The 26546-nt window shown below is 67.5% G+C and carries 26 protein-coding genes and 1 pseudogene; 23 read left to right on the forward strand and 4 right to left on the reverse strand.

What is annotated here, in order from left to right; translation table 11 throughout:
• The first annotated feature begins 6 nt into the window (after window positions 1-6).
• The 3 genes from LRS03_RS22955 (at window position 7) to LRS03_RS22965 (ending at window position 2648) form a co-directional block, all read left to right on the forward strand.
• Window positions 7-1482: a caspase family protein gene (locus tag LRS03_RS22955; RefSeq protein WP_257828455.1), complete on the forward strand. Its 1476-nt coding sequence runs from the start codon at window positions 7-9 to the stop codon at window positions 1480-1482.
• Window positions 1483-1575: 93 nt separating this feature from the next.
• A complete protein-coding gene (locus tag LRS03_RS22960) occupies window positions 1576-2007 on the forward strand; it encodes a hypothetical protein (protein ID WP_257828456.1) in 432 nt (143 codons plus the stop codon).
• A gap of 32 nt (window positions 2008-2039) precedes the next feature.
• Entirely contained in the window at window positions 2040-2648 is a 609-nt protein-coding gene (locus tag LRS03_RS22965; RefSeq protein WP_257828457.1) for a helix-turn-helix transcriptional regulator, read from the forward strand.
• 29 nt (window positions 2649-2677) lie between these two features.
• Here LRS03_RS22965 and LRS03_RS22970 read toward each other — a convergent pair whose 3' ends face one another.
• Complete coding sequence (locus LRS03_RS22970) at window positions 2678-3151, reverse strand: hypothetical protein (RefSeq protein WP_257828458.1); 474 nt, start codon at window positions 3149-3151, stop codon at window positions 2678-2680.
• A gap of 147 nt (window positions 3152-3298) precedes the next feature.
• On the opposite strand from LRS03_RS22970, the gene LRS03_RS22975 reads away from it, so the two are divergent.
• Genes LRS03_RS22975 through LRS03_RS22985 form a run of 3 tightly spaced genes read left to right on the forward strand, consistent with a single transcriptional unit; the run spans window position 3299 to window position 5717 of the window.
• The gene (locus LRS03_RS22975) at window positions 3299-3976 is read left to right on the forward strand and encodes a response regulator transcription factor (RefSeq protein WP_257828459.1); all 678 of its coding nucleotides are present in this window, start codon (window positions 3299-3301) and stop codon (window positions 3974-3976) included.
• The gene (locus tag LRS03_RS22980) at window positions 3973-4383 is read left to right on the forward strand and encodes a hypothetical protein (protein WP_257828460.1); all 411 of its coding nucleotides are present in this window, start codon (window positions 3973-3975) and stop codon (window positions 4381-4383) included. Before LRS03_RS22975 ends, LRS03_RS22980 begins: the two co-directional genes overlap by 4 nt.
• A complete protein-coding gene (locus tag LRS03_RS22985; RefSeq protein ID WP_257828461.1) occupies window positions 4299-5717 on the forward strand; it encodes a sensor histidine kinase in 1419 nt (472 codons plus the stop codon). Before LRS03_RS22980 ends, LRS03_RS22985 begins: the two co-directional genes overlap by 85 nt.
• Here the strand turns inward: LRS03_RS22985 and LRS03_RS22990 are convergent.
• On the reverse strand, window positions 5714-6271 hold the full coding sequence (locus tag LRS03_RS22990) for an HNH endonuclease (RefSeq protein WP_257828462.1): 558 nt from the start codon (window positions 6269-6271) through the stop codon (window positions 5714-5716). The two genes, LRS03_RS22985 and LRS03_RS22990, sit on opposite strands and share 4 nt — an antisense overlap.
• A 99-nt stretch (window positions 6272-6370) precedes the next feature.
• Entirely contained in the window at window positions 6371-7369 is a 999-nt protein-coding gene (locus LRS03_RS22995) for a 2-dehydropantoate 2-reductase (RefSeq protein WP_257828463.1), read from the reverse strand.
• A gap of 180 nt (window positions 7370-7549) precedes the next feature.
• Between LRS03_RS22995 and LRS03_RS23000 the strand changes: the two genes are divergently transcribed.
• The 10 genes from LRS03_RS23000 (at window position 7550) to LRS03_RS23045 (ending at window position 18321) form a co-directional block, all read left to right on the forward strand.
• Window positions 7550-8212, forward strand: a complete 663-nt coding sequence (locus tag LRS03_RS23000) for a TetR/AcrR family transcriptional regulator (RefSeq protein WP_257828464.1) — start codon at window positions 7550-7552, stop codon at window positions 8210-8212.
• Window positions 8213-8301: 89 nt separating this feature from the next.
• Window positions 8302-10062, forward strand: coding sequence for an acyl-CoA dehydrogenase C-terminal domain-containing protein (locus LRS03_RS23005; protein ID WP_489739921.1), 1761 nt, complete (start codon window positions 8302-8304; stop codon window positions 10060-10062).
• A 49-nt stretch (window positions 10063-10111) separates the two neighbouring features.
• Window positions 10112-10558, forward strand: a complete 447-nt coding sequence (locus LRS03_RS23010; RefSeq protein WP_257828465.1) for a DUF2147 domain-containing protein — start codon at window positions 10112-10114, stop codon at window positions 10556-10558.
• Window positions 10559-10564: 6 nt separating this feature from the next.
• On the forward strand, window positions 10565-11425 hold the full coding sequence (locus LRS03_RS23015; protein WP_257828466.1) for an alpha/beta hydrolase: 861 nt from the start codon (window positions 10565-10567) through the stop codon (window positions 11423-11425).
• Window positions 11426-11490: 65 nt separating this feature from the next.
• Window positions 11491-13875, forward strand: a complete 2385-nt coding sequence (locus LRS03_RS23020) for a 3-hydroxyacyl-CoA dehydrogenase/enoyl-CoA hydratase family protein (protein ID WP_257828467.1) — start codon at window positions 11491-11493, stop codon at window positions 13873-13875.
• A 108-nt stretch (window positions 13876-13983) separates the two neighbouring features.
• A complete protein-coding gene (locus LRS03_RS23025) occupies window positions 13984-15183 on the forward strand; it encodes an acetyl-CoA C-acyltransferase (protein ID WP_257828468.1) in 1200 nt (399 codons plus the stop codon).
• Between the two features lie 4 nt (window positions 15184-15187).
• On the forward strand, window positions 15188-15739 hold the full coding sequence (locus LRS03_RS23030) for a DUF1569 domain-containing protein (protein ID WP_257828469.1): 552 nt from the start codon (window positions 15188-15190) through the stop codon (window positions 15737-15739).
• Between the two features lie 12 nt (window positions 15740-15751).
• The gene (locus LRS03_RS23035) at window positions 15752-16624 is read left to right on the forward strand and encodes an alpha/beta hydrolase family protein (RefSeq protein WP_257828470.1); all 873 of its coding nucleotides are present in this window, start codon (window positions 15752-15754) and stop codon (window positions 16622-16624) included.
• Between the two features lie 35 nt (window positions 16625-16659).
• Entirely contained in the window at window positions 16660-17427 is a 768-nt protein-coding gene (locus tag LRS03_RS23040; RefSeq protein ID WP_257828471.1) for an enoyl-CoA hydratase, read from the forward strand.
• A 75-nt stretch (window positions 17428-17502) separates the two neighbouring features.
• Entirely contained in the window at window positions 17503-18321 is an 819-nt protein-coding gene (locus tag LRS03_RS23045) for an SGNH/GDSL hydrolase family protein (protein WP_257828472.1), read from the forward strand.
• A gap of 1 nt (window position 18322) precedes the next feature.
• Here the strand turns inward: LRS03_RS23045 and LRS03_RS23050 are convergent, their stop codons facing one another.
• Window positions 18323-18736 (reverse strand): acyl-CoA thioesterase, encoded by a 414-nt coding sequence (locus LRS03_RS23050; RefSeq protein ID WP_374685075.1) that lies wholly within the window; start codon window positions 18734-18736, stop codon window positions 18323-18325.
• Between the two features lie 41 nt (window positions 18737-18777).
• Between LRS03_RS23050 and LRS03_RS23055 the strand changes: the two genes are divergently transcribed.
• The 7 genes and pseudogenes from LRS03_RS23055 to LRS03_RS23085 all read left to right on the forward strand — a co-directional run bounded on the left by LRS03_RS23055 (window position 18778) and on the right by LRS03_RS23085 (window position 26541).
• Entirely contained in the window at window positions 18778-20619 is a 1842-nt protein-coding gene (locus tag LRS03_RS23055; RefSeq protein ID WP_374685076.1) for an ABCB family ABC transporter ATP-binding protein/permease, read from the forward strand.
• Between the two features lie 15 nt (window positions 20620-20634).
• A pseudogene (locus LRS03_RS23060) lies at window positions 20635-21553 on the forward strand (LysR substrate-binding domain-containing protein).
• Window positions 21554-21681: 128 nt separating this feature from the next.
• Entirely contained in the window at window positions 21682-23106 is a 1425-nt protein-coding gene (locus LRS03_RS23065) for an aspartate ammonia-lyase (protein ID WP_257828475.1), read from the forward strand.
• 41 nt (window positions 23107-23147) lie between these two features.
• A complete protein-coding gene (locus LRS03_RS23070; protein ID WP_257829658.1) occupies window positions 23148-24020 on the forward strand; it encodes an amino acid ABC transporter substrate-binding protein in 873 nt (290 codons plus the stop codon).
• A 109-nt stretch (window positions 24021-24129) separates the two neighbouring features.
• A complete protein-coding gene (locus LRS03_RS23075) occupies window positions 24130-25020 on the forward strand; it encodes an amino acid ABC transporter substrate-binding protein (protein WP_257828476.1) in 891 nt (296 codons plus the stop codon).
• 142 nt (window positions 25021-25162) lie between these two features.
• Entirely contained in the window at window positions 25163-25873 is a 711-nt protein-coding gene (locus tag LRS03_RS23080; RefSeq protein WP_257828477.1) for an amino acid ABC transporter permease, read from the forward strand.
• The gene (locus tag LRS03_RS23085) at window positions 25870-26541 is read left to right on the forward strand and encodes an amino acid ABC transporter permease (RefSeq protein ID WP_257828478.1); all 672 of its coding nucleotides are present in this window, start codon (window positions 25870-25872) and stop codon (window positions 26539-26541) included. Before LRS03_RS23080 ends, LRS03_RS23085 begins: the two co-directional genes overlap by 4 nt.
• Window positions 26542-26546 lie beyond the last annotated feature (5 nt).

The raw sequence follows: 26546 nt of genomic DNA on the forward strand, positions 1-26546 counted from the left end.
CAGACCATGCGTGCGTTCGCCGCCCTGGCCGGGCTGGCGCTGGCGGCCTGGCTGGTGCCCGCCTCATCTGCCGCCGCGCAGTCGCGTGGTGATGCGGCCGTGCCGCGCACCACGCGGCATGCGCTGGTCATTGGCATCGGCGACTACGGCCAGCCGGCCATTCCCCGCCTGCCGGGCGTGGGTCACGACGTCGAGAGCGCACGGCGCATCGCCCGCGCGATGGCCATCCCCGACGCGCAGGTGACGGTGCTGCGCGACGCCGAGGCCACCGCGCCGCGCATCCGCGAAGCCTTGCATGCGCTGACCCAGCGTGTGGCATCGGGCGACCGTGTGTTCGTCTACTACTCCGGGCACGGCACGCGCAGTTTCGATCCCGGTACCCGGCGCGACGGCTGCACCGAGGGCCTGCTGGCGGCCGATGCGCAGACCATCACCAACGTCGAACTGGCCGGCCTGATGAAGCCGCTCGCCGACAAGGTCGACAAGCTCTTCGTCTTCTACGACGCCTGTTTCTCCGGTGGTGTGGCCGGTGCGGCGGTGCGCACCCGCCGCACCGCCGAGCCGGCAGAGACGCTCACCCCCAAGTTCACGCTCGCGCCCTCGCCCGAGGCCTGCGCCGTGCCCAGCAACTTCCGCGCGCGGGGCCTCGCGCTCGTGCTGCAGCAGGGCGGCGGGGCGATGGAAAACGTGGTGCATGTGGCGGCCAGCCGGCCCGACGAGCTGTCGTTCGACAGCGCTTCGCGCGGCGGGCTGGCCACCGTGGCCTGGCGCGATTGCCTGCTGGGCGAGGCGCGCGACCTCGACGGCAGCGGCGCCATCACCGTTGAAGAGGTCACGCAGTGCGCGCAGGCGCGGCTGAGTGCAGCGCTGGTGCAGCACCCGGGCATCACCGGCCAGCACCTCACGGTGGCCGGCAACCCGGCCTTCGTGCCGGCCTGGGAGCAGCTGCCGCCCACGGGCGCCGGGCTCGCCACGGCCACCCCCGCCGATGTGCTGGCCGAGGTGTACCGGCAGCGCCATGGTGGGCGCTTCGTCGACCTCGCGCTGGCCCAGCCCTCGTTGCGCATCGAGCACGATGCGCTCGATCTGCGCGTCACGTCGCTGCATGCGGGCCATGTCTACGTGGCGCTCGCCGGCTCCGACGGCAAGAGCCTGTACCTGCTGTTCCCCAACGCGCTCGACGGCGACAACCGCATCCGGGCCGGCCAGACCCTGCGCCTGCCGCGCCCGCGCTGGCAGATCGTGGCCGGCGGCCCGCCGGGGCGCAACACGCTGCTCGTGATGGTGACCGACAGCCCGCGCGACCTGTCAGGGCTGGCGGCCGAGCCCTCGGGTCCATTCCTCAAGACGCTGCTCGACGAGCGGGGCCGCGCCCGTCTGCAGGCCGTGCTCGTCGACGGCACGCCCGGCGCCTGCGCTGGCGGCAGCGCCTGCTCCGACGCCTACGGGGCCGCACTCGCGTCGGTCGACGAGGTGCGCTGAAGGGCGCTGAAGGTATACCTCGGTCTACTTCGCCCCGGCAGGCGGCGGCGGTGCAATGGACGCCATCGCACCACCCCTTCGAGAGGACCTGCCATGAAGTACCTGACCGCCTTCACCGCCGCCCTTGCGCTGTGCGCCGGCTTCGCCAGCGTTCGCGCGCAGGCCCAGACCGTGGCCGACAGCCGCGCCGACTTCGCCCACCGCCTCTACGCGAGCGCCCCTGCCGATGTGCACCACCAGGCCCCGCAGCCCTTGCTGCGCGCGGTGGTGGTGCTGCGGGTGCGGCTGGGCGACGGTGGCTGCTGGCAGGCCGAGGTGCTGCGCGACAACCCGCTGCGCCCCGAGCTGACCCGCAAGGCCCTCGACAGTGTGGCCCGCGTCTCTGTGCCCCATGACCTGCCCGATGCATGGCCCGAGGCCTTGCGCGAGGAGCTGCGCGTCAACGGCTTCGTCGAGGCCTGGCTGTTCGAGGACGACGGCCGCTTTGCCCTCAAGACACTCGCCCGCCCCCAGAAGGGCGGCTGACCTCACAACTCGCAGCGCCCGGAGCCTTTGCCATGAACCCCACCTCCCTGATCGAAACCTTCGCCGCCATCGGCCGCCAGCTGTTCGACAGCTGCGACCAGGCGGTGTTCGCGGTGGCCGCCGATGGCCGTGTGGTCGACCTCAACCCCGCGGCCCGGCGCCTCGTCGCGCAGCACCGCCTGCTGGCTTGCGATGCCTTCGGCCGCCTGCAGGTGCGGCGCCAGTCACGCTGGTGCGAGGTGGCCGACGACATCGGCCGCGCATTGCAGGGCGGGGTGTCGCAGACCGGCGTGGGCGGCCAGGACGAGGGCTGGTCGGTGCTCGGTTTCAACCGCCTGCCGGGCACCGAGGCGCGCGAGCCGGGGCACGCGGTCGCGATCGCCACCCTGCGCCCGCAGCGCGGCGACGACGATGCGAGCCTGCGCTCGCGCTGGCGCCTCACGCCCGCCGAGGCACGGGTCGCGCGCCTGCTCGCGCGAGGTGCGTCGCCGGCGCAGATCGCCAACACGCTGGAGGTGCGCATGTCCACCGTGCGCACCCACCTGCAGCATCTCTACGAGAAGACCGGCGCCAAGCGCCAGGTCGAGCTGGTGGCGCGGCTGCTGGCCGCCGCCTCCGGCGACGCCACGGCCGCGGTCTGACGTCGCGGGGCGGTGGGTGACAGGGCGGCTCAGCCGCCCACTTTCACCCGCAGCTCCTGCTCGGTGACACGGCCCTTGTCGTCGCCGATCTGCAGGAAGAGGCGGTGGCTGCCCTTGGGCACCGCCGCCTTCTCGGCGAGCAGGCCACGTTCGGTGAGCGTGGCGTTCTGCCGCACGTTGTCGGTGAGGTCGAACTTGAGCATCCCGTACAGCACCCGGAAGGTGGCCGGCACGATGCGCGCGTCGGGCGAGGTCTCGAACAGCAGCTCGATGCGCAGTGGCGAGACGAGGTCGTCGCGGGTGGCGCGCGGTGCGACCACCTTGATGGCCGGGAACAGCGAACGCACGCGCTTGGGCGGCGGCTCATCGGCGCCGTGCCGCGCCACGTGTTCGCGTTCGGCCTGCGCCAGCGATTCGGTCACCAGCGTGAAGCCGTCGGACGCCCGCACCGCGGGCCACGGCAGCACGAGCACGGTGCTGGAGAGAAGGTGTCGTCGGTTCATGGCGCAGTCGATCCCTTGCATCGCGAGCGGCCCGAGGGCCTGGTGGCGGCCAGTGTGCCGCAAGCGCCACGGCGCGCGAATGATCCGTTGGTATCCTGAGCAGCGGCCAGGCGGCGGTGCGCACGCCTCCATCCGGAAGGACCTCCCATGACGCCCGTCTCCTCGGTGCTGCTCGTCGACGACCACGGCCTGGTGCGCCATGGCCTGCAGCTCCTGATCAACGAGGCCCTGCCGCAGCTGCGTGTCCAGCTGTGCGGCTCGCTGGCCGAGGCGCTGCACACGCTCGCGAGCGCCGGGCGCTTCGACCTGGTGCTGCTCGACCTCACGCTCGGCGACGTGCACGGCATGGCCGGGCTGCACAAGCTGCGCGAGGCCTACCCGTACGTGCCGGTGGTCATCCTCAGTGCGCAGGACGATCGCGACACCGTGCTCGCCGCGCTCGATGCCGGCGCGATGGGCTTCATCTCCAAGGCCGCGGCGCCGGCCGAGCTGCGCCATGCGCTGACGCGGGTGCTGGTGGAGCACGCGATCCACCTGCCGCAGTCGGTGTCCGACGGGCTGGCGGCACTGCCCGAGACGGGTGGGCGTGAGCTGTCGGAGCTGTCGGCGCTCGGCCTCACCGAACGGCAGGTCGAAGTGCTCGGCTATGTGGTGCAAGGGTTGCGCAACAAGGAGATCGCGCGCCGGCTCGACCGCTCGGAGGTGGTGGTCAAGAAACACATCACCGCGGCGCTGCAGGCTCTCGGTGTGCCCAACCGGACCAAGGCGCTGGTGGCGCTCAGCCAGCGGGGCTACCGCGTGCCGGCGGTGCTTGACTCGAGATGAGCCGCAGCGAGATCGCACTCGAAGCGCCACGCCGGCGGCGCCGCCTGGGCCTGTGGCTGATCGCGCTCGGCCTCACGCTGATCGCGGCGCAGAGCTTCTGGGAGTGGCAGCTGCCGTATGACGTGATGGCCTTGCAGCGTGCGCAGGCGGTGCTGGGCCTGGACGAGCTGCAGCCGCAGACGATGGCGCTGGCCTGGGGCGGCGTGTGCGCGCTTGCGCTGCTGCTGCTGCACCGGGCGCCGGGGGCGCGGCAGCGCTGCTGGCGGGGGTGGCGCTCGGCAGCTCGCGGCTGGCGGCGGGTGGGGCCGCTGCCTCGTTGCTGGTGCTGCTGCTCACCGGCGTGGCCAGCCTCGGCTGGCAGTCCTGGCGCCAGGGTGGGCTGGCGCTGTTGCTGGGCACGGCCCTGACCATCGTCGCGTGGGACCAGGCGCTCTCCAGCTTCTCGACGCTGTGGCCGTTCTGCCTCGGGCTCGTTGCCATGTTCGTCTGGATCGAGCGGCAGCACATCCAGGCCACCGACCAGCGGCTCATCGCCGCACTCGACGAACGCGAGGCGCTGATCCAGGACCTCGACAGCAAGCGCGAGCAGCTGACCCGGCTGCAGCAGGCGCGCACGCAGCTGCTCGCGAGCATCAGCCACGATCTGCGCCAGCCGCTGCAGGCGGTGCGCCTGTACGCCGATGCGCTGCAGGCCAAGGGCCTGCCGGCGCCGCTCGACGCCGTGCTGCAGCGCCAGCTGCGCGCGGCCGACGACGCCGTGGGCATGCTCGACCAGTTCAGCGAGTTCAGCGCCATCGAACAGGGCGCGCTCACGTCGCAGCCGCGTGTGGTGGAGGTGCTCGAGGTGCTCGAAGCCGTGGCCGAACACCTGCGCGCCGGCCATGCCGCCACGGCGCTCGACGTGCGTGTGCACGGCCACCCGGTGCACCTGTGGGTCGACCGGTCGCAGTTTTCGCGGGTGGTGCAAAACCTCGCCGGCAACGCCGTGCGCCACGGCCTGCGGGCGCATGCGGCGGCGGGCACGGTGACGCGTGTGCTGCTGGCCGTGCGCCCGCATGCCGGTGGGTGTGCGATCGAGGTGTGGGACAACGGGCCGGGCATTCCGGCCGAGAGCCAGGCGCTGGTCTTCGAGCCGTATGTGCAGCTCGACAACGCCAGCGGCACACGAGGCGGCCGCGGGCTCGGGCTCACCATCGTGCGGGGGCTGGTGCAGTCGCTGGGCCTGCAGCTCGCGCCGCTGTGCAGCCGGGTCGGGCAGGGCACCCGCTTTCGCGTGCTGGCACCGGCGACTTTGCGCCGCGAGGCGCCGGAGGCGGCGGCCGCAGCGGGTGCAGCGGCCGACCTGCGCTGGCTCGAAGGCCGCATGCTGGCAGTGCTCGATGACGAAGAGGCGGCGCTCGACGCGCTGGCCACGGCGCTTCGGGCCGCGGGCGCGCATGTGGTGGCGGCCAGCCGACTGGAGGTCTTGTGTGTGCAGTTGGATGAAGAGTTGCGCTTTCCCGATGCGCTGGTGTTCGACCTCGACCTGCGGGCCGAGCAGGATGGCTTGCAGGCGGTGGCCCGCTTGCGCGAGCAGTGGCAGACCCGCACGCCGGCGGTGATCGTCACAGGCCGGGCCGGTGCGCAGCAGCCGGCCGTCTTGCCGCCAAGCTGCGTGCTGTTGTCCAAGCCGGTGGCGCTGCGTGAGCTGGTGGCGGCGCTCGCGCCGCTCGTCGCGGCAAGCGCGGAGGAAGACGACTAGGAGCGCAGGCGCGAATGCCGCGGCACGCTCGCCAGCAGGAACTCCATCTGGTCGGCGAGGATGCGCCGGCCGCGCAGGATCATGTCTTCGTGCAGGCTCGGCACGTACGGCAGGTACATCAGCGACATGTTGACCTCTTCGGGCAGGCGGTTGCCCTTGTGGCCGTTGCAGGCGCGGCAGGCGGTGATGCAGTTCATCCACGTGTCGTGGCCGCCGCGCGAGGTGGGCACGATGTGCTCGCGCGTCAGGTCGTCGGTGTGGAAGCGCCCGCCGCAGTAGGCGCAGACCTGGCGATCACGGGCAAAGAGCTTGGGGTTGGAGAGCGCCGGCGTCTGCCGCCACGCGCGGCTGGGGATGGCCCCGCGCACCGCGATGATGGGGTGAACCTCGATGCGCGATTGCAGGCCGGTGCGCCGCTGCATGCCGCCGCGCAGCACATAGAAGGCATCGCCGAGGGTCCAGGCTACGCCGTCGCTGGCATAGATGACCGCCGCTTCCTTGGCCGAGATCCACGATTGCGGTCGGCCGGACACATCCAGTTGCAGCACTTCCACGGATCAATCTCCTTGCCCGAGAGTAATCCATTCCGTGCCATTCGCTCAATAGCGGTGCAGGCCGTGGCGCTGTAGGAGCGCCACAGTGTCATCAATCGATCACACAGATGCTGGATACAGCCCGCGCGTGCGAGCCATCAGTCTCACGAGGCCGAGCACGGTGTCGATGTTCGGGGTGGCCATGCCCAGCCTGGCGCCGATTTCGTGGACGGCGGTGACGATGGCGTCGATCTCCAGCGCGCGATTCGCTTCGCTGTCTTGCAGCATCGAGGTCTTGAAGGCGCCGAGCTGGCGCGCGACGGCAAGGCGCTCTTCGCCCGATTGCTCGATCGGGCAGCCGATCTGCGCCCCCACCGCCGCCGCCTCGGCCATCGCACGCAGCATGAAGCCGCGCACCAGCGGGTCGTCGAGGATGCGGTCGGCCGTGGCGCCAGTGAGGGCCGAGACCGGGTTCATGGTCATGTTGCCCCAGAGCTTGAACCAGATCTCGCGGCGGATGTCGTGGCTGGCCTCGGCCTTGAAGCCGGCTTCGGCGAACACGGAGGCGACACGGTTCACCCGCTCGCTCACCCCGCCGGCGGGTTCACCGAAGATCAGCCGATCGCCGAAACCATGCTGCACCACGCCCGGCTCCGGCTGCGAGCAGGTGAGGTGGACCACGCAGCCCAGCACCTGCGAGAGCGGCAGTACGCGGCCGGTGTCGCCGCTCGGGTCGACGCTGTCGAGCTGCCGTTGCGCCGCCGTGAAACGTGCCTGCAGCGCGGGCGTCTGCAGGAACCACCAGGGCACGCCGTTCATCGCGGGCACGATCAGCGTGTGCGGGCCGATCAGCGGCGCGAGCGTGCCGGCCAGTCCGGGCAGCGCCTGGCCCTTGAGGGCGATCAGCATCAGGTCTTGCGGGCCGAAGGCCGCCGGGTCGTCGCTCGCCTGCAGCGCCGCGTGCTGCACCTGCCCGCCCATGCGAAGCCCCACGCCGCGCTCGCGCACCGCCTGCAGCGTGCGCCCACGCGCCAGGGCGCTCACCTGATGTCCGGCCAGCGCCAGCCGTGCCGCGAGCAGGCCGCCGACGGCCCCAAGTCCGACCACCGTGATCTTCATGCCGTCATCCTGGCTGTCACAAATCGAGGGTTAACCCTTGAGTTCCCCCGGCCGAGCGCAATCTCTTAGGCGACAAGCCCTAGAAAAAGGTGACAAAGAGCGCATGAGGGGCTCGCTTTCTCCGGGGAAGGTCGGTAAGAATAGAACGATCGTTCGTTTCATTTTTGTTGCACGACGACCATGAGTGCCAACCCCCGTTCGCTGCGCGACACGCCCCGCCAGATGCAGAAAGGCCAGCAGACCCGCGCCGCCATTCTGGAGGCCGCCTTGGGCCTGGCGTCGCACATGGGCCTGGAAGGCCTGTCGATCGGCGCGCTGGCCGATGTGATGCAGATGAGCAAGTCGGGCGTCTTCGCGCATTTTGGCTCGCGCGAAGAGCTGCAGATCTCGGTCATCCGCGAATACCACGCCAAATTCGAGGAAGAAGTGTTCTTCCCGGCACTGCGCGAGGAGCGCGGCCTGCCGCGTCTGCGCGCCTTCTTCGAGCGCTGGATCAAGCGCGTGTCGGTCGAGCTGGATTCGGGCTGCATCTACATCAGCGGTGCCGTCGAGTTCGACGACCGGCCCGGCCCCGTGCGCGACGCGCTGGTCGAGATGGTGCGTGCCTGGCACCTCGCGCTGGAGCGCGCCATCCGCATGGCCGTGGCCGAAGGCCACTTGCGCGACGACACCGATGCCCAGCAGATGCTGTTCGAGATCCACGGGCACATCCTCGCCGTGCACCACGATGCCCGCTTCCTGCGCGTGCCGGGCGCCCTCGACCGTGCCCGCATCGGCTTTGAGCGGGTGGTGGGCTACTACGCCGCTGCGCCGCGTCAAGCGGCACGCACGCAACGCCGATAACCCGATCAGCCCCTGCTTTCCTCAACCCTTCTCTCGATTCCCACATTCAAGGAGTTCACGATGGCCCAGTACACCCCCCGCTGCGCGACATGCAGTTCCTGATGCATGAAGTGTTCAACGTGCCGGCTGAGCTGCAGGCCCTGCCGCCGCACAAGGACATCGATGCCGACACCATCAATGCGGTGCTCGAGGAAGGCGGCAAGTTCGCGTCGCAGGTGATCTTCCCGCTCAACCAGAGCGGCGACACGGAGGGCTGCACGCTCAACAAGGAAACGCACGAGGTCACGCCGCCCAAGGGTTTCAAGGAGGCCTATCAGCAGTACGTGGAAGGCGGCTGGCCCGCGCTGAGCTGCGACCCGGCCTATGGCGGCCAGGGTCTGCCGCATGTGGTGAACCAGTGCTTCTACGAGATGCTCAACTCGGCCAACCAGGCGTGGACGATGTACCCCGGCCTGTCGCACGGCGCCTATGAAGCGCTGCACGCCCACGGCACCGACGAGCAGAAGAAAACCTACCTGCCCAAGCTGACCAGCGGCGAATGGACGGGCACCATGTGCCTGACCGAGCCGCACTGCGGCACCGACCTCGGCCTCCTGCGCACCAAGGCCGAGCCGCAAGCCGACGGCACCTACAAGATCACCGGCGCCAAGATCTTCATCTCGGCCGGCGAGCACAACATGGCTCCGAACATCGTGCACCTGGTGCTGGCCCGCCTGCCCGATGCGCCCGCCGGCTCGAAGGGCATCTCGCTCTTCGTGGTGCCGAAGTTCCTGGTCAACGCCGATGGCAGCCTGGGCAAGCGCAACGGCATCTTCTGCGCCGGCCTGGAAGAGAAGATGGGCATCCACGGCAACGCCACCGCCCAGCTGGTGCTGGAAAACGCCGTCGGCACGCTGGTCGGCCAGCCGAACAAGGGCCTCGCCGCCATGTTCGTGATGATGAACGCCGCCCGTCTGGGCGTCGGCAACCAGGGCCTGGGCCTGACCGAAGTGGCCTACCAGAACGCCGTGGCCTACGCGAAGGACCGCATCCAGATGCGCGCCCTGTCGGGCCCCAAGGCCGCCGACAAGCCGGCCGACCCGATCATCGTGCACCCCGACGTGCGCAAGATGCTGCTCACCGCGCGTGCGTATGCCGAAGGTGGCCGTGCGCTCGGCATGTGGACCTCGCTGCAGCTCGACAAGGAACTCGCAAGCGACGACGAAGACGTGCGCAAGGAATGCGGCGACCTGGTGGCGCTCATCACCCCCATCGTCAAGGCCTTCCTGACCGACAACGCCTGGATCTCCACCTCGCACTGCCTGCAGGTCTTCGGCGGCCACGGCTTCATCAAGGAATGGGGCATGGAGCAGTACGTGCGCGATGCCCGCATCAACATGATCTACGAGGGCACCAACACCATCCAGTCGCTTGACCTCCTGGGCCGCAAGGTGCTGGCGGACAACGGCGCCAAGCTGAAGAAGTTCGGCAAGATCGTCACCGAGTTCGTCGAGGCCGAAGGCACCAACGAAGCCATGCAGGAGTTCGTGAACCCGCTGGCCGACCTGGGCGAGAAGGTGGTGAAGCTCACCACCGAGATCGGCATGAAGGCCTTCCAGAACCAGGACGAAGTGGGCGCCGCCGCCGTCGACTACCTCCGTGTGGCCGGCCACCTGGTCATGGGCTACTTCTGGGCCCGCATGGCCAAGGTCGCGCTCGAGAAGCAAGGCTCGGGCGACCCGTTCTACACCGCCAAGCTCGCCACCGCGCGCTTCTACTTCGCCAAGCTGCTGCCCGAAACCGCGAGCCTCATCCGCACCGCACGCGCGGGCTTGAAGCCGCTGATGGAGATGGACGAGGCTTTGTTCTAAGCTGCCCTCGCATTCGTTTTCATCCACAAAAAACCAGGAGAGACAGGCGATGAAGAAGCTGCTGGCGGCTGCGGCCGCGTTGATGGTCTCGGGTGTGGCGTTCGCGCAGAACGCAACCCCCGTGGGGCTGTGGAAGAGCATCGACGAGAAGTCCAAGATCGAGAAGTCGCTGGTGCGCATCACCGAGAGCGGTGGTGTCGTCGTCGGCAAGATCGAGAAGCTGCTCGACCCAGCCGTCAAGCCCGACGCGGTGTGCGACGAATGCAACGGCGAGCTCAAGGGCAAGCCGATCGTCGGCCTCACCATCATTGCTGGCGCCAAGAAGAACGCCGAAGAAGCGGCGCAGTGGGACGGTGGCACGGTGCTCGACCCGGCCAACGGCAAGACCTACAAGCTTCGCCTGCGGCCCTCGGCCGACAACAAGAAGCTCGAGGTGCGGGGCTACATCGGCACGCCGATGATCGGCCGCTCGCAGACCTGGGTGCGCGTCGAGTAACCGGCGATGGGTGAGCTCGCAGGCGCAGGCTGGCAGGGCATGACGAGCGGGCGTTCCGGCGCCCGCTGGTGGTGGCATCGCCAGTTGAAGAAGCCGTTCTTCGGCCGCTTCATGAAACCCTGGCGCTGGCCGCAAGGCGTGGCCACCGAAGGCTGGCAACGGGTGACGATCGCCAGCGGCAGCCATGCCGAACTCGCGGCCGTCGTCGCCGAGACCTCGGCGCCCCGTGTGCGCGGCGTGGTCGTCTGCGCCCACCCGATGGGCCTGGCAAGCAAGGGCTTCTGGCTGCGCAACGGCCATGCGCAGCGGCTGCTCGATGATGGCTTCCACGTCGTGCTGTTCGACTTCAACGGCTTCGGCGAAAGCCCGTCGACCAACTTCGACTGGCCGGCCGACGTGGTGGCTGCAGGCCAGTGGGCACGTCGTCGGTTCGCGGGCCTGCCGGTGCATGCGCTGGGCGCCTCGTTCGGGGCCATGCATGCGCTCAACGCGATGCCGCATGCGGACTACCCGTTCGACCGCGTCGTGGCCGAGTCCTGCGCGGCCACCCTGCCCCTCTTCTGGAAGGCCTATCCGTTCCCGCATGCCGTGCTGCAGATCGGGCGCTTCTTCGCGCCTGCGATGGAGCGTGGCCTGCGGGCCGAATGGAACATCCGGCACCTGAACCCCTCGTCGCGGCTGCTGCTTATCCACAGCCGCGGCGACACCTGGACGCCGGTGTTCCACGGCGACCGGATCGAGGCCGCGGCACCCGCCGGCGCACGGCTGACCCGACTGACCCTCGATCGCGCCGAGCACACCCACGGCCTGCGCGACGAGCCGGATACCTATTGGCCTGCGGTGCGCGAGTTCCTCGTCGCCGACTGAGCCACCAAGACAAGAACAACCTTTCTCTCTCAACCGCTTAGAAAACCCGTTCCAAGGAGAAGACCGTGAGTCGATTCAATGTCCGCAAGGTCGCCGTGCTCGGCGCCGGCGTGATGGGCGCACAGATCGCCGCCCACCTCGTCAACGTGAAGGTGCCGGTCGTGCTGTTCGACCTGCCGGCCAAGGAAGGCCCGAAGAACGGGATCGTCACCAAGGCCGTCGACGGCCTGAAGAAGATCAAGCCGTCGCCGCTCGGCATTCCCGAAGACGCCGCGCTCATCCAGCAGGCCAACTACGAGGAACACCTCGAACTGCTGAAGGACTGTGACCTGATCATCGAGGCCATCGCCGAGCGCATGGACTGGAAGCTCGACCTGTACACCAAGGTTGCCCCGTTCATCGCCCCGCACGCCATCGTGGCGAGCAACACCTCGGGCCTGTCGATCACCAAGCTCAGCGATGTGCTGCCGCAGGAGATCAAGCCGCGCTTCTGCGGCATCCACTTCTTCAACCCGCCGCGCTACATGTACCTGGTGGAGCTGATCCCCACCCCGACCACGCGCCCGGAGATCCTCGACCAGCTGGAAAGCTTCGTCACCACCGCGCTCGGCAAGGGCGTGGTGCGCGCCAAGGACACGCCCAACTTCGTGGCCAACCGTGTCGGCATCGCCAACATGCTGTCCACGATGAAGGAAGCCGAGAACTTCGGCCTCTCCTACGACGTGGTCGACGACCTGACCGGCAAGAAGCTGGGCCGTGCGTCGAGCGGCACCTTCCGCACCGCCGACGTGGTGGGCCTCGACACGATGGCCCACGTCATGAAGACGATGCAGGACAACCTCAAGGAAGACCCCTTCTACGGCGCCTACGCCACGCCCAAGGCCGTGGCCGCGCTGATCGAGAAGGGCGCGCTCGGCCAGAAGGTCGGCGCTGGCTTCTACAAGAAGGTCGGCAAGGACATCCTGCGCCTCGACCCGGCCAAGGGTGACTACGTGGCTTCGGGCGGCAAGGCCGACGAGATCGTCGCGCGCATGCTAAAGAAGCCGCCTGCCGAGCGCCTGAAGCTGCTGCGCGAATCGACCAACCCGCAGGCGCAGTTCCTGTGGGCCATCCTGCGCAACGGCTTCCACTACGCCGCCGTGCACCTGGCCGACGTGGCCGACTCGGCCCGCGAGGTCGACCTCGCGCTGCGCTGGGGCTTCGGCATGAACCAGGGCCCCTTCGAGCTGTGGCAACAGGCCGGCTGGAAGCAGGTCGCCGAGTGGGTCAAGGCCGACATCGATGCCGGCAAGGCGCTCAGCAAGGCGCCGCTGCCCGCCTGGGTGTTCGACGGCCGCGATGGCGTGCACACCGCCGAAGGTTCGTGGAGCGCTTCGCAGAACAAGTACCTGCCCAAGAGCAACCTGCCGGTCTACCAGCGCCAGCACTTCCCCGAAGCCCTGTTCGGCTCGGGCGCGGTCGACCCGCTCAAGTCGGGCACCGAAGAGTTCAAGAACGACGAAGTGCGCGCCTGGACGCTCGATGGCGAGGTGCTGATCCTCAGCATCACCTCCAAGCTGCACCTGATCGGCGAAGGCGTGATCGACGGCCTGGCCAAGGCGGTGGAAGTGGCCGAAGCCAAGTACAAGGGCCTCGTGATCTGGTCGCCGGACGACGTGTTCTCGGCCGGTGCCAACCTCGAGTCGATGCTGCCGGTCTTCATGAAGAGCGGCGCCAAGGGCATCGCCCCGATGATCAAGAAGCTGCAGGACACCATGCTGCGCATGCGCTACTCCACCGTGCCGGTGATCGCCGCCGTGCGTGGCATCGCGCTGGGCGGTGGCTGTGAGATCGCCGTCTACACGACCAAGCGTGTGGCGGCGATGGAAAGCTACATGGGCCTGGTGGAAGTGGGCGTGGGCCTGATCCCCGGCGGTGGCGGCCTGACCTACATCGCCCGCCGTGCGGCCGAGATGGCCAGCGCTGCGAACGCCAATGCCGACATCCTCAAGTTCCTGACCGACGGCTTCACCGCCGCCGCGATGGCGAAGGTGGGCACGAGCGCCCTCGAGAACCGCAAGAACGGCTACCTGCTGTGGAGCGACATCGTCGTGCCCAACAAGGACGAGCTGCTCTACGTCGCCTCGCAACAGGCCAAGGCCATGTACGAGAGCGGCTACCGCGCGCCGGCCAAGTCGGTCTTCCCGGTCGCCGGCCGCAACGGCATCGCGACCATCAAGGCCCAGCTGGTCAACATGCGCGACGGCGGCTTCATCAGCCAGCACGACTTCCACATCGGCGCGCTGATCGCCGACGTGGTCTGCGGTGGTGACGTCGATGCCGGCTCGCTGGTCACCGAGGAATACCTGATGACGCTGGAGCGCAAGCACTTCTGCAGCCTGCTGGAGCACCCCAAGTCGCAAGAGCGCGCGATGGGCATGCTCTCGACCGGCAAGCCGGTGAGGAACTGACCCACCCCCGAAGCGCCTTCGGCGCTCCCCCTCAAGGGGGCACCGCTGGCGGCCCGGCAGAGCCGGTTCCGCGGCGGTCACCCGATCGGAATACAAGGAGTTAGCGAAATGTCCAAACAGATTCAAGACGCCTACATCGTCGCCGCCACCCGCACGCCCATCGGCCGCTCGGGCCGTGGCTATTTCAAGAACACCCGCCCGGACGATCTGCTGATCGCCGCCATTCGCAGCGCGCTGGCCCAAGCCCCCGGCCTGGACCCGGCCGCGATCGAAGACGCGATCATCGGCTGCTCGTTCCCCGAGGGCGAACAAGGCATGAACATGGCGCGCATCGCCGCCGGCCTCGCACTGCCGAAGCCGGTGGGTGGCGTGACCGTCAACCGCTTCTGCGCGTCGGGCGTGACCGCCATCCAGATGGCGGCTGACCGCATCCGCGTCGGTGAGGCCGACCTGCTGATCGCCGGTGGCGCCGAATCCATGAGCCTCGTGCCCATGGGCGGCAACAAGCCGTCGTTCAACCCCGAGATCTTCGCGAACAACGAGAACATCGGCATCGCCTACGGCATGGGCCTCACGGCCGAGAAGGTGGCGACGCAGTGGAAGGTCTCGCGCGAAGCGCAAGACGCCTTCGCCCTCGAGTCGCACCAGCGCGCCATGAAGGCGATCGAAGCGGGCGAGTTCAAGGACGAGATCACCCCGATCGACGTCATCTCGCGCACGCCGGATCTCGCGACCGGCGAGCAGATCACCAAGAAGCGCACCGTCAACATCGACGAAGGCCCGCGCCCCGACACCTCGCTCGAAGGCCTGGCCAAGCTCAAGCCCGTGTTCGCCGCCAAGGGCAGCGTGACGGCCGGCAACAGCTCGCAGACGAGCGACGGCGCTGGCGCGCTGATCCTCGCGAGCGAAAAGGCGGTGAAGCAGTTCGGCTTGAAGCCGCTCGCCCGCTTCGTGAGCTTCGCGGCTCGCGGCGTGCCGCCCGAGATCATGGGCATCGGCCCGATCGAAGCCATTCCTGCGGCCCTGAAGTACGCCGGCCTCACGAAGGACCAGATCGACTGGATCGAAGTTCTCAACGAAGCCTTTGCCGCCCAGTCGCTCGCCGTGCTCAACACGCTCGAGCTGGACCCGAAGAAGGTCAACCCGATGGGCGGCGCGATTGCACTCGGCCACCCGCTGGGCGCCACCGGTGCCATCCGCGCCGCGACGGTCGTGCACGCACTGCGTCGCCACAACCTGAAGTACGGCATGGTCACGATGTGCATCGGCACCGGCCAGGGCGCGGCTGGCATCTTCGAGCGCGTCTGATCACGTGACGCGCAAGCCCATGCAGCGCGGGCGCCGCATCGCATTCTTCGGCCTCGGGGCCGTGGCGGTCGGTGCTCCCGCCTTGTACTGGGCCTCGCGGCCGGCGGCCTTGCGGTCGCCGGCGTTTGGATCGACCGAGGGTGCCTTGCGCACCCTCGCTGCGTTGGAGGCGCAGCCCGTGCGCATGGGTGGCGCATGGGACCTGGCGCATGTGCTGCACCACGCGGCGCAGAGCGTCGAGTATTCGTTGCAGGGCTTCCCTGAGCTGAAGCCGGGCTGGTTCCGCGCGAGCGTCGGCCCGGCGGCGGCCACCGTGTTTTCGGCGCGCGGTCGCATGAGTCACTCGCTGACCGAGCCCATCCCCGGCGCACCCGACATTGCGCAAGGCCAGCCCCTGGCGCCTGCCGTCGACCGTGCCATCGCGGCACTGCTGGCCTTCGAGCGCCACACCGGCGCCTTGCAGCCTCACTTCGCGTACGGCGAGCTGTCGAAGGACGACTACCGCCGCGCGCACCTGATGCATTTCGCCAACCACTGGCAGGAAGTGGTGTCTTAGGAGGAAGAGCTGATGGAATCTTTCGAGTTCAAGGCGGCCGATGGTTTTGTGCTGCAAGGCCGTCTCTACGGCGACCCGTCGCAATGCCAGTCGGCCTTGCTGATTGTGCCGGCGATGGGCGTGCCGCAGCGCTTCTACGGCGAGTTCGCCGAATGGCTGGCCGGGCAGGGCGTGGCGGTGATGAGCTTCGACTACCGCGGTGTCGGGGCTTCGCGCCCATCGCAGATGAAGCACTCGCTGAAGGGCTTCAACACCGACATCGACGTCTGGGCGAAACAGGACACCTCGGCCGCCCTGGCCTGGCTCGACGCCCGCGTCACGAACGACACGCCGATCCACTGGCTGGGCCACAGCCTCGGCGGCCAGATCTTCGGCATGGTGCCCAACCGCGAGCGCGTGGCGAGCGTCGTCACCATCGGGGTCGGCACCGGCTATTGGCTGCGCCAGGCGCCCCTCGTGCGCAGCTACGTCTGGTGGCTCTGGTACGTGGTGGTGCCGCTGTCGATGAAGCTCTACGGCTACTTCCCCGGCAAGCGCCTGAAGAAGATCGGCGACCTGCCGCTGGGCGTGATGCAGCAGTGGCGCCGTGCCTGCCTCGACCGCGACTACCTCGTGGGCGTGGGCGGCGAGAAGATGCGTTCCGACTACGCCGCCGTGCGCACGCCCATCCTCTCGCTCTCGTTCACCGACGACGAGTACATGTCGGCGCGCAACACCGCCGACATGCATGCCTTCTACGCGAGCGCCCCGCGCGAGATGCGGCGCATCGCACCGCAAGACATCGGTGCCAAGCGCATCGGCCATTTCGGCTTCTTCCGCGAGCGCTTCGCCGAGAGCCTGTGGCCGCAGGTGTCGCGTTGGTTGACGCCAGCCACGGCGCGCTGACGCAGAATTCCTCACCCCCTCCGGAGACACATTCCATGAGCATCAAGACCGCCCTGCTGAACGGCGTCTACACCATCGAGATCGCCCGCCCCGACAAGAAGAACGCGCTCACGAGCGAGATGTATCTCGCGATGGCCAAAGGCCTCAACGACGCCAAGGCCGACGGGGCCGTGCGCAGCGTGCTCATCACCGGCCAGCCCGGCATCTTCACCTCGGGCAACGACATCGAGGACTTCGCCAAGCGCTCGGCGGCGGCCTCGGCGGTGTCGCCGGCCCGCACGTTCATGGAAGCGCTGATCGGCTGCGACAAGCCCGTGATCGCCGCCGTCACCGGCGCGGCCATCGGCATCGGCACCACGCTGCTGCTGCACTGCGATTTCGTCTACGTGTCGGACGAAGCCCGCCTCGTGATGCCCTTCGTGGGCCTCGGCCTCGTGCCCGAGTTCGCCTCCAGCCAGCTCATTCCGCAGCTGATGGGCCAGCGCAAGGCGGCCGAGAAGCTGATGCTCGGCGACCCGTTCACCGGTGCCGAAGCGGTCGAGTGCGGCATTGCCAACGCGGTGCTGCCCGCCAACGAAGTGGCACCTCACGCGCGCCGCGTGGCCGAGCGATTCAACGCGCTGCCGCCGGGTGCCATCCGTGCGACCAAGAAGCTGATGCGTGGTCGCCTGGCCGAAGGCCTCTTCCAGACCATCGATGCCGAGAACGCCGTCTTCGCCGCGCAGCTGCAAAGCCCCGAAGCGAAGGAAGCGTTCAGCGCCTTCTTCCAGAAGCGAAAGCCCGATTTCAGTCAGTTTTCCTGATTCCGCCTCGCTCCGTGCGCAACCCGTGCACATGGGCGGTGCCGGCGAGGGCGGCGTGCGGGTATCGTCGCGCGCATGAATTCCGGGCTCTTCAAGGCCATCAAGTTCCTCCTCGTGCCGGTGCTGCTGTGGCAGGGCCGGCAGGTGCGCCGCGATGCGCTGCGATTGCCCGAGGCCGAGGGCCCGCGTGAGGGCGTGGCCGGCACGGGCAAGGTGCGGCTGCGCATCCTCATCGTCGGTGATTCGTCGGCTGCGGGCGTGGGCGCCAAGAACCAGATCCAGGCTCTTGCGGGTCGCCTGAGCGAAGCCCTGTCGCAGCGCCTGCATGGTGCGGTGGTGTGGCAGCTCATCGCACGCAGCGGTGACTCCACCCGCACCTCGCTGGCCGCGGTGCGCAAACTCTCCTTGCACCCGGCCGACGTGATGGTCACGGCGCTGGGCCTCAACGACGTGGTCTCGCAGGTGCCGGTGGCACGCTGGCTCGCGCAGCTCGACAAGCTCGACCGCGCCGCCACCCGGCGTGCCGGCATCAAGCACGTGGTGCACACCGGCATCCCGCCGGTCCATGCCTTTCCCCTGCTGCCCAATCCGCTGCGCTGGGTGCTGGGCACCGACGCGCAGGCCTACAACCAGGCGTTGAGTGCCTGGACCGAGCAGTGGCCGGAGCGATGGTGGCTGCCCGTGCCCATCGAGCCCGACATCCCGCCGCCGGGCAACGATTCGAGCGTGCTGATGGCCGAAGACGGCTTCCACCCGGGCCCGGCCGCGTATGCGATGTGGGCCGAGCAGCTCGCCGGGATGATCGTGCGCGAGATCGTGCCGCGGCTGCCGGCGACGCTGCCCACGCGGCGCAAGCGGCGCGAGGCGCAGGACACCCAGCCGCTGGACCTCTGATTCAGTCCTGCGGCGGCAGCGGCCGCGGCTTGCCTTCGTCGTCGATCGCCACGTAGGTGAGGCTGGCTTCGGTGACCTTCACGACCTCCAGCTTGGCCGGGTTGCGCTCGGCGTAGACCTCCACGTGCACCGTCACCGAGGTGCGGCCGATGCGCTCGACGCGCGCATACAGGCTCAAGAGGTCGCCCATCGACACCGGCTGCTTGAAGATGAACTGGTTCACCGCCACGGTCGCGATGCGGCCCTTGGCGATGCGGTTGGGCAGCACCGAGCCGGCCAGGTCGACCTGGGCCATGATCCAGCCGCCGAAGATGTCGCCGTTGCCGTTGGCATCCGACGGCATGGGCATGACGCGCATGACCAGGTCCATGTCGGTCGGCAGGGTGACGGGGAGGGTGTTGGTCGCGGATGTCATGGGCTGCATTGTGAAACGCTTTGCGCTGGCACACTGAGGTGATGCGTCGAGAATCCGTGTCGCCTTCCATATCTCCCATGCCCGCCGCGCCGGCTGCGGCAGGCCCGCGTTCCGACTGGGCCACGCTGCGCAAGCTGCTGCCCTATCTCTGGACCTACCGCTGGCGGGTGATGCTGGCGCTGGCCTTCATGGTGGGCGCCAAGATGGCCAACGTGGGCGTGCCGCTGCTGCTCAAGGAGCTGGTCGACAGCATGGCGCTCAAGCCCGGCGATGCACGGGCCTTGCTGGTGGTGCCGGTCGGGCTGCTGCTCGCGTATGGCGCGCTGCGGCTGTCGACTTCGCTCTTCACCGAGCTGCGTGAGCTGGTGTTTGCCAAAGCCACCGAGGGCACGGCGCGCAGCATTTCGCTGAGCGTCTTCCGCCACCTGCATTCGCTCAGCCTGCGTTTCCACCTGGAGCGCCAGACCGGCGGGATGACACGCGACATCGAGCGCGGCACGCGCGCCGTGCACTCGCTGATCTCGTATTCGCTCTACAGCATCGTGCCCACGATCATCGAGGTGGTGATGGTGCTCACGCTGCTGGGCGTGAAGTTCGATGCCTGGTTCGCGTGGATCACCATCGCGGCGCTGGTGGTCTACATCGCGTTCACGATCCTCGTGACCAACTGGCGCACGCAGTTCCGCAAGCAGGTCAACGGATTCGACTCCACCAGCCACACCCGCGCGATCGACTCGCTGCTCAACTACGAGACGGTCAAGTACTTCAACAACGAAGACTTCGAAGCGAAGCGCTACGACGAAAGCCTGGAGCGCCTGCGCCGTGCGCAGCTGAAGGCGCAGACCACGCTCTCGATCCTCAACACCGGCCAGCAGCTCATCATCGCCGTGGGGTTGGTCGCGATGCTGTGGATGGCCACGCGCGGTGTGGTCGAGGGCCGGATGACGCTCGGCGACCTGGTGATGGTCAACGCCTTCATGATCCAGCTCTACATCCCGCTCAACTTCCTCGGCGTGATCTACCGCGAGATCAAGCAGAGCCTGACCGACCTCGACAAGATGTTCACGCTGATGGAGCGTGAGCGCGAGGTCGACGACGCACCGGGTGCGCAGCCGCTGCAGGTGAAAGACGGCCACGTGAAATTCAGCCACGTCAACTTCGCCTACGAGCCGGCGCGGCCCATCCTGCACGATGTGAGCTTCGAGATCCCGGCGGGCAAGACGGTGGCGGTGGTCGGGCCTTCGGGCTCGGGCAAGAGCACGCTCGCACGGCTGCTCTACCGCTTCTACGACGTGAACTCGGGGGCGATCAGCATCGACGGCCAGGACATTCGCCAGGTCACGCAAGCCAGCGTGCGCCAGGCCATCGGCATCGTGCCGCAGGACACGGTGCTCTTCAACGACACCGTGGCCTACAACATCGCCTACGGCCGCACCGGCGCCACCCGCGAGCAGATCGAAGCGGCGGCGAAGGCAGCCCGCATCCACGACTTCATCGCCTCCACCCCCAAGGGCTACGACACGGCAGTCGGCGAGCGCGGGCTCAAGCTCTCGGGCGGCGAGAAACAACGCGTGGCGATCGCCCGCACCCTCCTGAAGAACCCGCCGATCATGATCTTCGACGAGGCCACCTCGGCGCTCGACTCAGCGAACGAGCGTGCCATCCAGGCCGAGCTGCAGGGCGTGGCGCGCAACAAGACGGCCCTCGTGATCGCACACCGCCTGTCGACGGTGGTCGATGCGCACCAGATCCTCGTGATGGAGTTGGGCCGCATCGTGGAGCGCGGCACGCACGCGGACCTGCTGGAACTCGGCGGGCGCTATGCTGAGATGTGGCGCTTGCAGCAGGTGGGGGACGACGCCATGCAAGGGGCAAGCGTATAGATCACAAGACACACCATGGAAACCAAGTGGCTCGAAGACTTCGTGAGCTTGGCCGAGACGAGGAGCTTCTCCCGCTCGGCCCAGTTGCGGCATGTGACGCAGCCGGCGTTCTCGCGTCGTATCCAGGCACTGGAGGCGTGGGCCGGGCTTGACCTGGTCGATCGGTCCTCCTACCCGACGCGGCTCACGCCGGCCGGCGAAACCTTCCACTCGCAGGCGCTGGAGATCCTCGGCAGCCTGCAGGCCACGCGCAACATGATGCGCGGGCACCAGGTGGCGGGGCAGGACATGATCGAGTTCGCCGTGCCGCACTCGCTCGCCTTCACCTTCTTCCCGCACTGGGTGATGGACCTGCGCAACCGCTTCGGCGCGGTGAAGAGCCGGCTCATCGCGCTCAACGTGCACGATGCGGTGATGCTGCTGACCGAGGGCAGCTGCGACCTCCTCATCGCCTACCACCACCCGTCGCAGCCGCTGCAGCTCAGCCCCGACCGCTACGAGATGCTGAGCCTCGGGCACGAGACCATCGCGCCCTACGCGAAGGCCAACGACAGTGGGGCGCCGATGTTCCAGATCCCCGCAGCGCCCGGCAGCCGGGTGCCGTTTCTGAGCTACGGCTCCGGTGCCTACCTCGGCCGCCTGGTCGACCTGATCGTGAAACTTTCGCCGGTGCCGCTCAACATGGAGCCCATCTACGAAACCGACATGGCCGAAGGCCTGAAGGCCATGGCCCTCGAAGGCCACGGCCTGGCGTTCCTGCCCGGCAGCTCCGTCAAGAAGGGACTCAAGAGCAAGCGGCTGGTGCGGGCCTCAGCCCCTGGCGCATGCGAGCCTCTCCATGGAAGTTCGCATTTACCGCGAGCGGCCGGAGGTGTCGCGCCACCTCAAGCCGGGCGCGCAGGCGCTGTGGGAGTTCTTGCGGGGTTCGACCTGACGCGCGTGGCTGCGTATTGCCACTGAGTTTTATGGGTAAACCCTAGGGCCGCATGCAGCAAACGCATAGCCCCTCCAAGATTCAGCATTGGACCGCGCGAGACGGGAAACCCTACAGTCCGCGCCGTCATGCAACCCATCCAAACCACTCGCACCGAGCACGATTTCCTGGGCGTCAAGAGCATCCCCGCTGACGTCTATTGGGGCGTGCACACCGCACGCGCGGTCGAAAACTTTCCCATCAGCGGGCAGCCGGTTGGGGCCTGGTCCGACCTCGTGTGTGCGCTGGCCTTCGTCAAGCGAGCCTCTGCCCAGGCCAACCTGTCCTATGGTGTCCTCGATGCCCGGCTTGCCGATGCCATCGAGCGCGCCTGCGACGACCTGGTGCGCGGCGAGCTGCACGACCAGTTCGTGGTCGACGTGATCCAGGGCGGTGCCGGCACCTCCACCAACATGAACGCCAACGAGGTGATCGCCAATCGCGCCCTCGAACGGCTCGGCTTTGCGCGAGGCCGCTACGACGTGCTGCACCCGAACGATCACGTCAATGCCTCGCAGAGCACCAACGACGTCTACCCGACCGCGCTGCGGCTGGCCGCCTGGTTCGGCATCGGTCGCCTCTTGTCGGCGATGGCCGACCTGCGCGTGGCGTTCGAGGCGAAGGCGCTCGAGTTCTCCAGCATCCTGAAGATCGGCCGCACCCAGCTCCAGGACGCCGTGCCGATGACACTCGGCCAGGAGTTCATGGCCTTCGCCATCATGATCGGCGAAGACGAGCAGCGTCTGCGCGAGGCCCGCGCCCTCATCACCGAGGTGAACCTGGGCGCGACGGCCATCGGCACCGGCATCAATGCGCCGGCCGGCTATGCCGAGAAGGTGATCGGCCTGCTGGCCGACATCTCCGGCGTGCCGGTGGTGAAGTCGGCCAACCTCGTCGAGGCCACGCAGGACACCGGCGCGTTCGTGCAGCTGTCGGGCGTGCTCAAGCGTGTGGCTTGCAAGCTGTCGAAGATCTGCAATGACCTGAGGCTGCTGTCATCGGGGCCGCAGGCGGGCTTCGGCGACATCCGGCTGCCGCCTCGGCAGGCGGGCTCGTCGATCATGCCGGGCAAGGTCAACCCGGTGATCCCGGAAGTGATGAACCAGGTGGCATTCGAAGTTATCGGCAACGACGTCACCATCACCATGGCCAGCGAGGCCGGGCAACTGCAGCTCAATGCCTTCGAGCCCATCATGGGCTGGGCGCTGGCCAAGAGCGTGAAGCACCTCACCAATGCCTGCCGCACCTTGCAGGTGAATTGCGTCGAAGGGATTCAGGCGAACACCGAACTGCTGGCGCGCCGTGTCGCGGAGTCAGTGACGCTGGTGACCGCGCTCAATCCCATCATCGGGTATGAGAAGGCGGCGCTGATCGCCAAGACCGCGCTCGCAACCGGCGGCACGATTGCTGCAACGGCCGAGAGCCTCGACATCATGAAGCGGTCCGACATGGAGGCGCTGCTGGTGCCTGAAACCCTGACCCATCCCGTGCGCCTTGTGGATCTCGGATCTTGAAGCCATTGCCTCTTTCTCATCGGCTGTTTGCGGCCGCCACCTTGTGGACCGCCGTGTCGGCCCTCGCATCCCCCGCAGCACCGCTCGCGAAAGGGCAGACGCTCGACCGCATCAAGCAGACGGGCAAGATCGTTCTCGCGCACCGGGAATCGTCCGTCCCCTTCTCGTATGTGCTGCCCGACAAGCGGCCCACGGGCTATGCGGTCGAGCTGTGCCTGAAGCTGGCCGAGGCCGTGAGGAAGAAGCTGGGCCTGGCCAACCTGCAGGTCGAGTACATGCTCGTGACGCCGTCCAACCGCATCGCCGCCATCGCCGAGGGCAACGCCGACCTGGAATGCGGCTCGACCACCAACAACGCCGAGCGTCGCGAGAAGGTCGCCTTCACCGTGCCGCACTACATCACCGGCGCGCGCTACATGGTGCGTGCCGACAGCAAGATCGACGACCTGAGCAACTTCGGTGGCAAGACGCTGGTGTCGACCAAGGGCACGACGCCCCTGAAGGCGGTGAACTCGGCCAACAAGGAGCGCATGATCGGCATTCACCTGATCGAGGCGCCCGACCACGCCGCAGCGGTGGCGATGGTGGAAAAGGGCGAAGCCGATGGGTTCGCCATGGACGACGTGCTGCTGTATGGTCTGATCGCCGGCCGGCCTGACCCGACCAGGCTCAAGGTGGTCGGCAAGTTCCTCACCATCGAGCCGCTGGCGATCATGCTGTCCAAGAACGACCCGGAGTTCAAGAAGATCGTCGATGAAGAGATGAAGCAGCTGATCAAGAGCCGGGAGGCCAATGCCATCTACGACAAGTGGTTCATGAAGCCTCTGCCACCGATGAACACGGCGCTGAACCTGCCCATGAACTACCTGCTCAGAGATTTCTGGAAGTACCCGACGGACCAGGTGCCGTACTGACCGCTGTCCGCGTCACCCATTTTTTGTAGGGCATGTACGTGGTTTCGCGTAGGCCTGTCGTCCCTAGAATTTCGTTAATGCTGTTCCTACACACCTAAGGAGTTCTTGCATGAAAAAGACCATGTTCGCCCTGGCCGCCGTCTTCGCGATGGGCGCTGCCCAAGCCGACACGCTCAAGAAGATCAAGGACAGTGGCTCGATCACACTGGGTGCCCGCGAGTCGTCGGGCGCCCTGGCCTACACCCTGGGTGATGGCAAGTACGTCGGCTTCCACACCGAGATGTCGCAACGCATCGCCGCCGACCTGCAAAAGCAACTCGGCCTTCCCAAGCTCGACGTCAAGTTCCAGGTCGTGACCTCGCAGAACCGCATCCCGCTCGTGCAGAACGGTACCGTCGACCTCGAGTGCGGCTCCACCACCAACAACGCCACGCGCCAGAAAGACGTGTCGTTCGCGATGACCACCTACATGGAAGAGGTGCGCATCGCCACCAAGGCCAACTCGGGCATCAACTCCATCAAGGACCTGGTCGGCAAGACGGTGGCCACCACCACCGGCACGACCTCGGTGCAGACGCTTCGCAAGCATGAGCGCGCCAACGGCGTCGACTTCAAGGAAGTCTTCGGCAAGGACCACGCCGACAGCTTCCTGCTGCTCGAATCGGGCCGCGCCGATGCCTTCGTGATGGACGGCCAGATCCTCGCCGGCAACATCAGCAAGTCGAAGAACCCGGCCGATTTCAAGATCGTCGGCGAAGTGCTGTCGGTCGAGCCGATCGCCTGCATGCTGCGCAAGGACGACCCCGCCTTCAAGAAGGCCGTCGACGACAGCATCAAGGGCATGGTCAAGAGCGGCGAGCTGGCGAAGATCTACGACAAGTGGTTCATGCAGCCCATCCCGCCGAGCAACACCAAGGTGGGTCTCCCGCTGTCGCAGGCCACCAAGGATGCCTGGGCGAACCCCAACGACAAGCCGATGGAAGACTACGCCAAGAAGTAAGGCGCATCGGGGCGAGCCCTAGCGTCCGATGGCGCAGGGCTTGCTTACATTCGAAGCGCGGCGCGGGCATGAAGACCGGCCGCGCTTTTTCCTTGGGACCCACGAGGTCCCGAGGACTTGCACATGACAAGAGGAGCAAGCATTGGGGCAGACATGGGACTGGCAGGTCTTCCTGCGAGATGACGGGGGAGGGCGGACCTACCTGGAGTGGTTGATGTCCGCCTGGGGCTGGACGCTCTCAGTCGCGGTGCTGGGGCTGGTGGTGGCGCTGGTGGTGGGCTCGCTGATCGGCGTGCTGCGCACCGTGCCGCACAAGGGCCTCGCTTACTTCGGCGAAGCCTGGACGGAGCTCTTCCGCAACATTCCGCTGCTGGTGCAGATCTTTCTCTGGTACCACGTGATCCCCGGCATCTTCCTGTCGCTGCGCGAGGTGCCGAGCTTCGTGCTGGTGGTGTTCGCATTGGGCTTCTTCACCTCGGCGCGGGTTTCCGAGCAGGTGAAGGCGGGGATCCAGGCGCTGCCCAAAGGCCAGCGCTACGCGGGCCTGGCGATGGGCCTGACGCTGCCGCAGACCTACCGCTACGTCATCCTGCCGATGGCGTTTCGCATCGTCATCCCGCCGCTCACCAGCGAGAGCATGAACATCATCAAGAACTCGTCGGTGGCCTTCGCGGTGAGCGTGGCCGAGCTGACGATGTTCGCGATGCAAGCGCAGGAAGAAACCTCGCGCGGGGTCGAGGTGTACCTCGCCGTGACGGGCCTGTACTTCATCTCGGCGTTTGCGATCAACCGCATCGCGCTCTTCATCGAACACAAGGTGCAGATCCCCGGCACGCTGGGAGCCGGACGATGATCAGCGCCCTCGATTTCAGCTTCCTCAACTGGAGCGTGATCTCCAGCTTCGTCGCCAAGGGCTTCATCTACTCGATCCAGCTCACGCTGATCGCGATGGTGGGCGGCATCATCCTCGGCACGCTGCTGGCGCTCATGCGCCTGTCGGGCAAGAAGTGGCTGGAGGCACCGGCCGCGTTCTACGTCAACACGCTGCGGTCCATTCCGCTCGTGATGGTGATCCTGTGGTTCTTCCTGCTGATCCCCATGCTCATCGGCCGGCCGATGGGGGCGGAGCTGTCGGCCATCATCACCTTCACGGTGTTCGAGGCGGCCTACTACTCCGAGATCATGCGCGCGGGCATCCAGAGCGTGCCGCGCGGGCAGGTTCACGCGGGGTACGCAGTGGGCATGACCTACCGCCAGACCATGCAGCTCGTCGTGCTGCCGCAGGCCTTCCGCAACATGCTGCCGGTGCTGCTCACGCAGACCATCATCCTGTTCCAGGACACCTCGCTGGTCTACGCGATCGGGGCCTACGACCTGCTCAAGGGCTTCGAAGTGGCGGGCAAGAACTTCAACCGTCCGGTGGAGACCTACCTTGTCGCCGCCGTCGTCTATTTCGTGATCTGCTTCAGCCTGTCGATGCTCGTGCGTCGCCTGCAAAAGAAGATCCAGATCATTCGATAGGAATC

The sequence above is a fragment of the Rhizobacter sp. J219 genome (genome assembly GCF_024700055.1).
GTDB lineage: Bacteria > Pseudomonadota > Gammaproteobacteria > Burkholderiales > Burkholderiaceae_C > Rhizobacter.

What these genes read in the sequence shown, in the direction of transcription:
- LRS03_RS23055 (WP_374685076.1), top strand. Translation starts at nt 18,778, where the DNA reads ATGCGTCGAGAATCCGTGTCGCCTTCCATATCTCCCATGCCCGCCGCG.
- LRS03_RS22980 (WP_257828460.1), top strand. Translation starts at nt 3,973, where the DNA reads ATGAGCCGCAGCGAGATCGCACTCGAAGCGCCACGCCGGCGGCGCCGC.
- LRS03_RS23025 (WP_257828468.1), top strand. Translation starts at nt 13,984, where the DNA reads ATGTCCAAACAGATTCAAGACGCCTACATCGTCGCCGCCACCCGCACG.
- LRS03_RS23040 (WP_257828471.1), top strand. Translation starts at nt 16,660, where the DNA reads ATGAGCATCAAGACCGCCCTGCTGAACGGCGTCTACACCATCGAGATC.
- LRS03_RS23010 (WP_257828465.1), top strand. Translation starts at nt 10,112, where the DNA reads ATGAAGAAGCTGCTGGCGGCTGCGGCCGCGTTGATGGTCTCGGGTGTG.
- LRS03_RS23075 (WP_257828476.1), top strand. Translation starts at nt 24,130, where the DNA reads ATGAAAAAGACCATGTTCGCCCTGGCCGCCGTCTTCGCGATGGGCGCT.
- LRS03_RS23035 (WP_257828470.1), top strand. Translation starts at nt 15,752, where the DNA reads ATGGAATCTTTCGAGTTCAAGGCGGCCGATGGTTTTGTGCTGCAAGGC.
- LRS03_RS22960 (WP_257828456.1), top strand. Translation starts at nt 1,576, where the DNA reads ATGAAGTACCTGACCGCCTTCACCGCCGCCCTTGCGCTGTGCGCCGGC.
- LRS03_RS23045 (WP_257828472.1), top strand. Translation starts at nt 17,503, where the DNA reads ATGAATTCCGGGCTCTTCAAGGCCATCAAGTTCCTCCTCGTGCCGGTG.
- LRS03_RS22970 (WP_257828458.1), bottom strand. Translation starts at nt 3,151, where the DNA reads ATGAACCGACGACACCTTCTCTCCAGCACCGTGCTCGTGCTGCCGTGG.
- LRS03_RS23000 (WP_257828464.1), top strand. Translation starts at nt 7,550, where the DNA reads ATGAGTGCCAACCCCCGTTCGCTGCGCGACACGCCCCGCCAGATGCAG.
- LRS03_RS23085 (WP_257828478.1), top strand. Translation starts at nt 25,870, where the DNA reads ATGATCAGCGCCCTCGATTTCAGCTTCCTCAACTGGAGCGTGATCTCC.
- LRS03_RS23050 (WP_374685075.1), bottom strand. Translation starts at nt 18,736, where the DNA reads ATGACATCCGCGACCAACACCCTCCCCGTCACCCTGCCGACCGACATG.
- LRS03_RS22955 (WP_257828455.1), top strand. Translation starts at nt 7, where the DNA reads ATGCGTGCGTTCGCCGCCCTGGCCGGGCTGGCGCTGGCGGCCTGGCTG.
- LRS03_RS23015 (WP_257828466.1), top strand. Translation starts at nt 10,565, where the DNA reads ATGGGTGAGCTCGCAGGCGCAGGCTGGCAGGGCATGACGAGCGGGCGT.
- LRS03_RS23065 (WP_257828475.1), top strand. Translation starts at nt 21,682, where the DNA reads ATGCAACCCATCCAAACCACTCGCACCGAGCACGATTTCCTGGGCGTC.
- LRS03_RS22975 (WP_257828459.1), top strand. Translation starts at nt 3,299, where the DNA reads ATGACGCCCGTCTCCTCGGTGCTGCTCGTCGACGACCACGGCCTGGTG.
- LRS03_RS22965 (WP_257828457.1), top strand. Translation starts at nt 2,040, where the DNA reads ATGAACCCCACCTCCCTGATCGAAACCTTCGCCGCCATCGGCCGCCAG.
- LRS03_RS23005 (WP_489739921.1), top strand. Translation starts at nt 8,302, where the DNA reads ATGCAGTTCCTGATGCATGAAGTGTTCAACGTGCCGGCTGAGCTGCAG.
- LRS03_RS22995 (WP_257828463.1), bottom strand. Translation starts at nt 7,369, where the DNA reads ATGAAGATCACGGTGGTCGGACTTGGGGCCGTCGGCGGCCTGCTCGCG.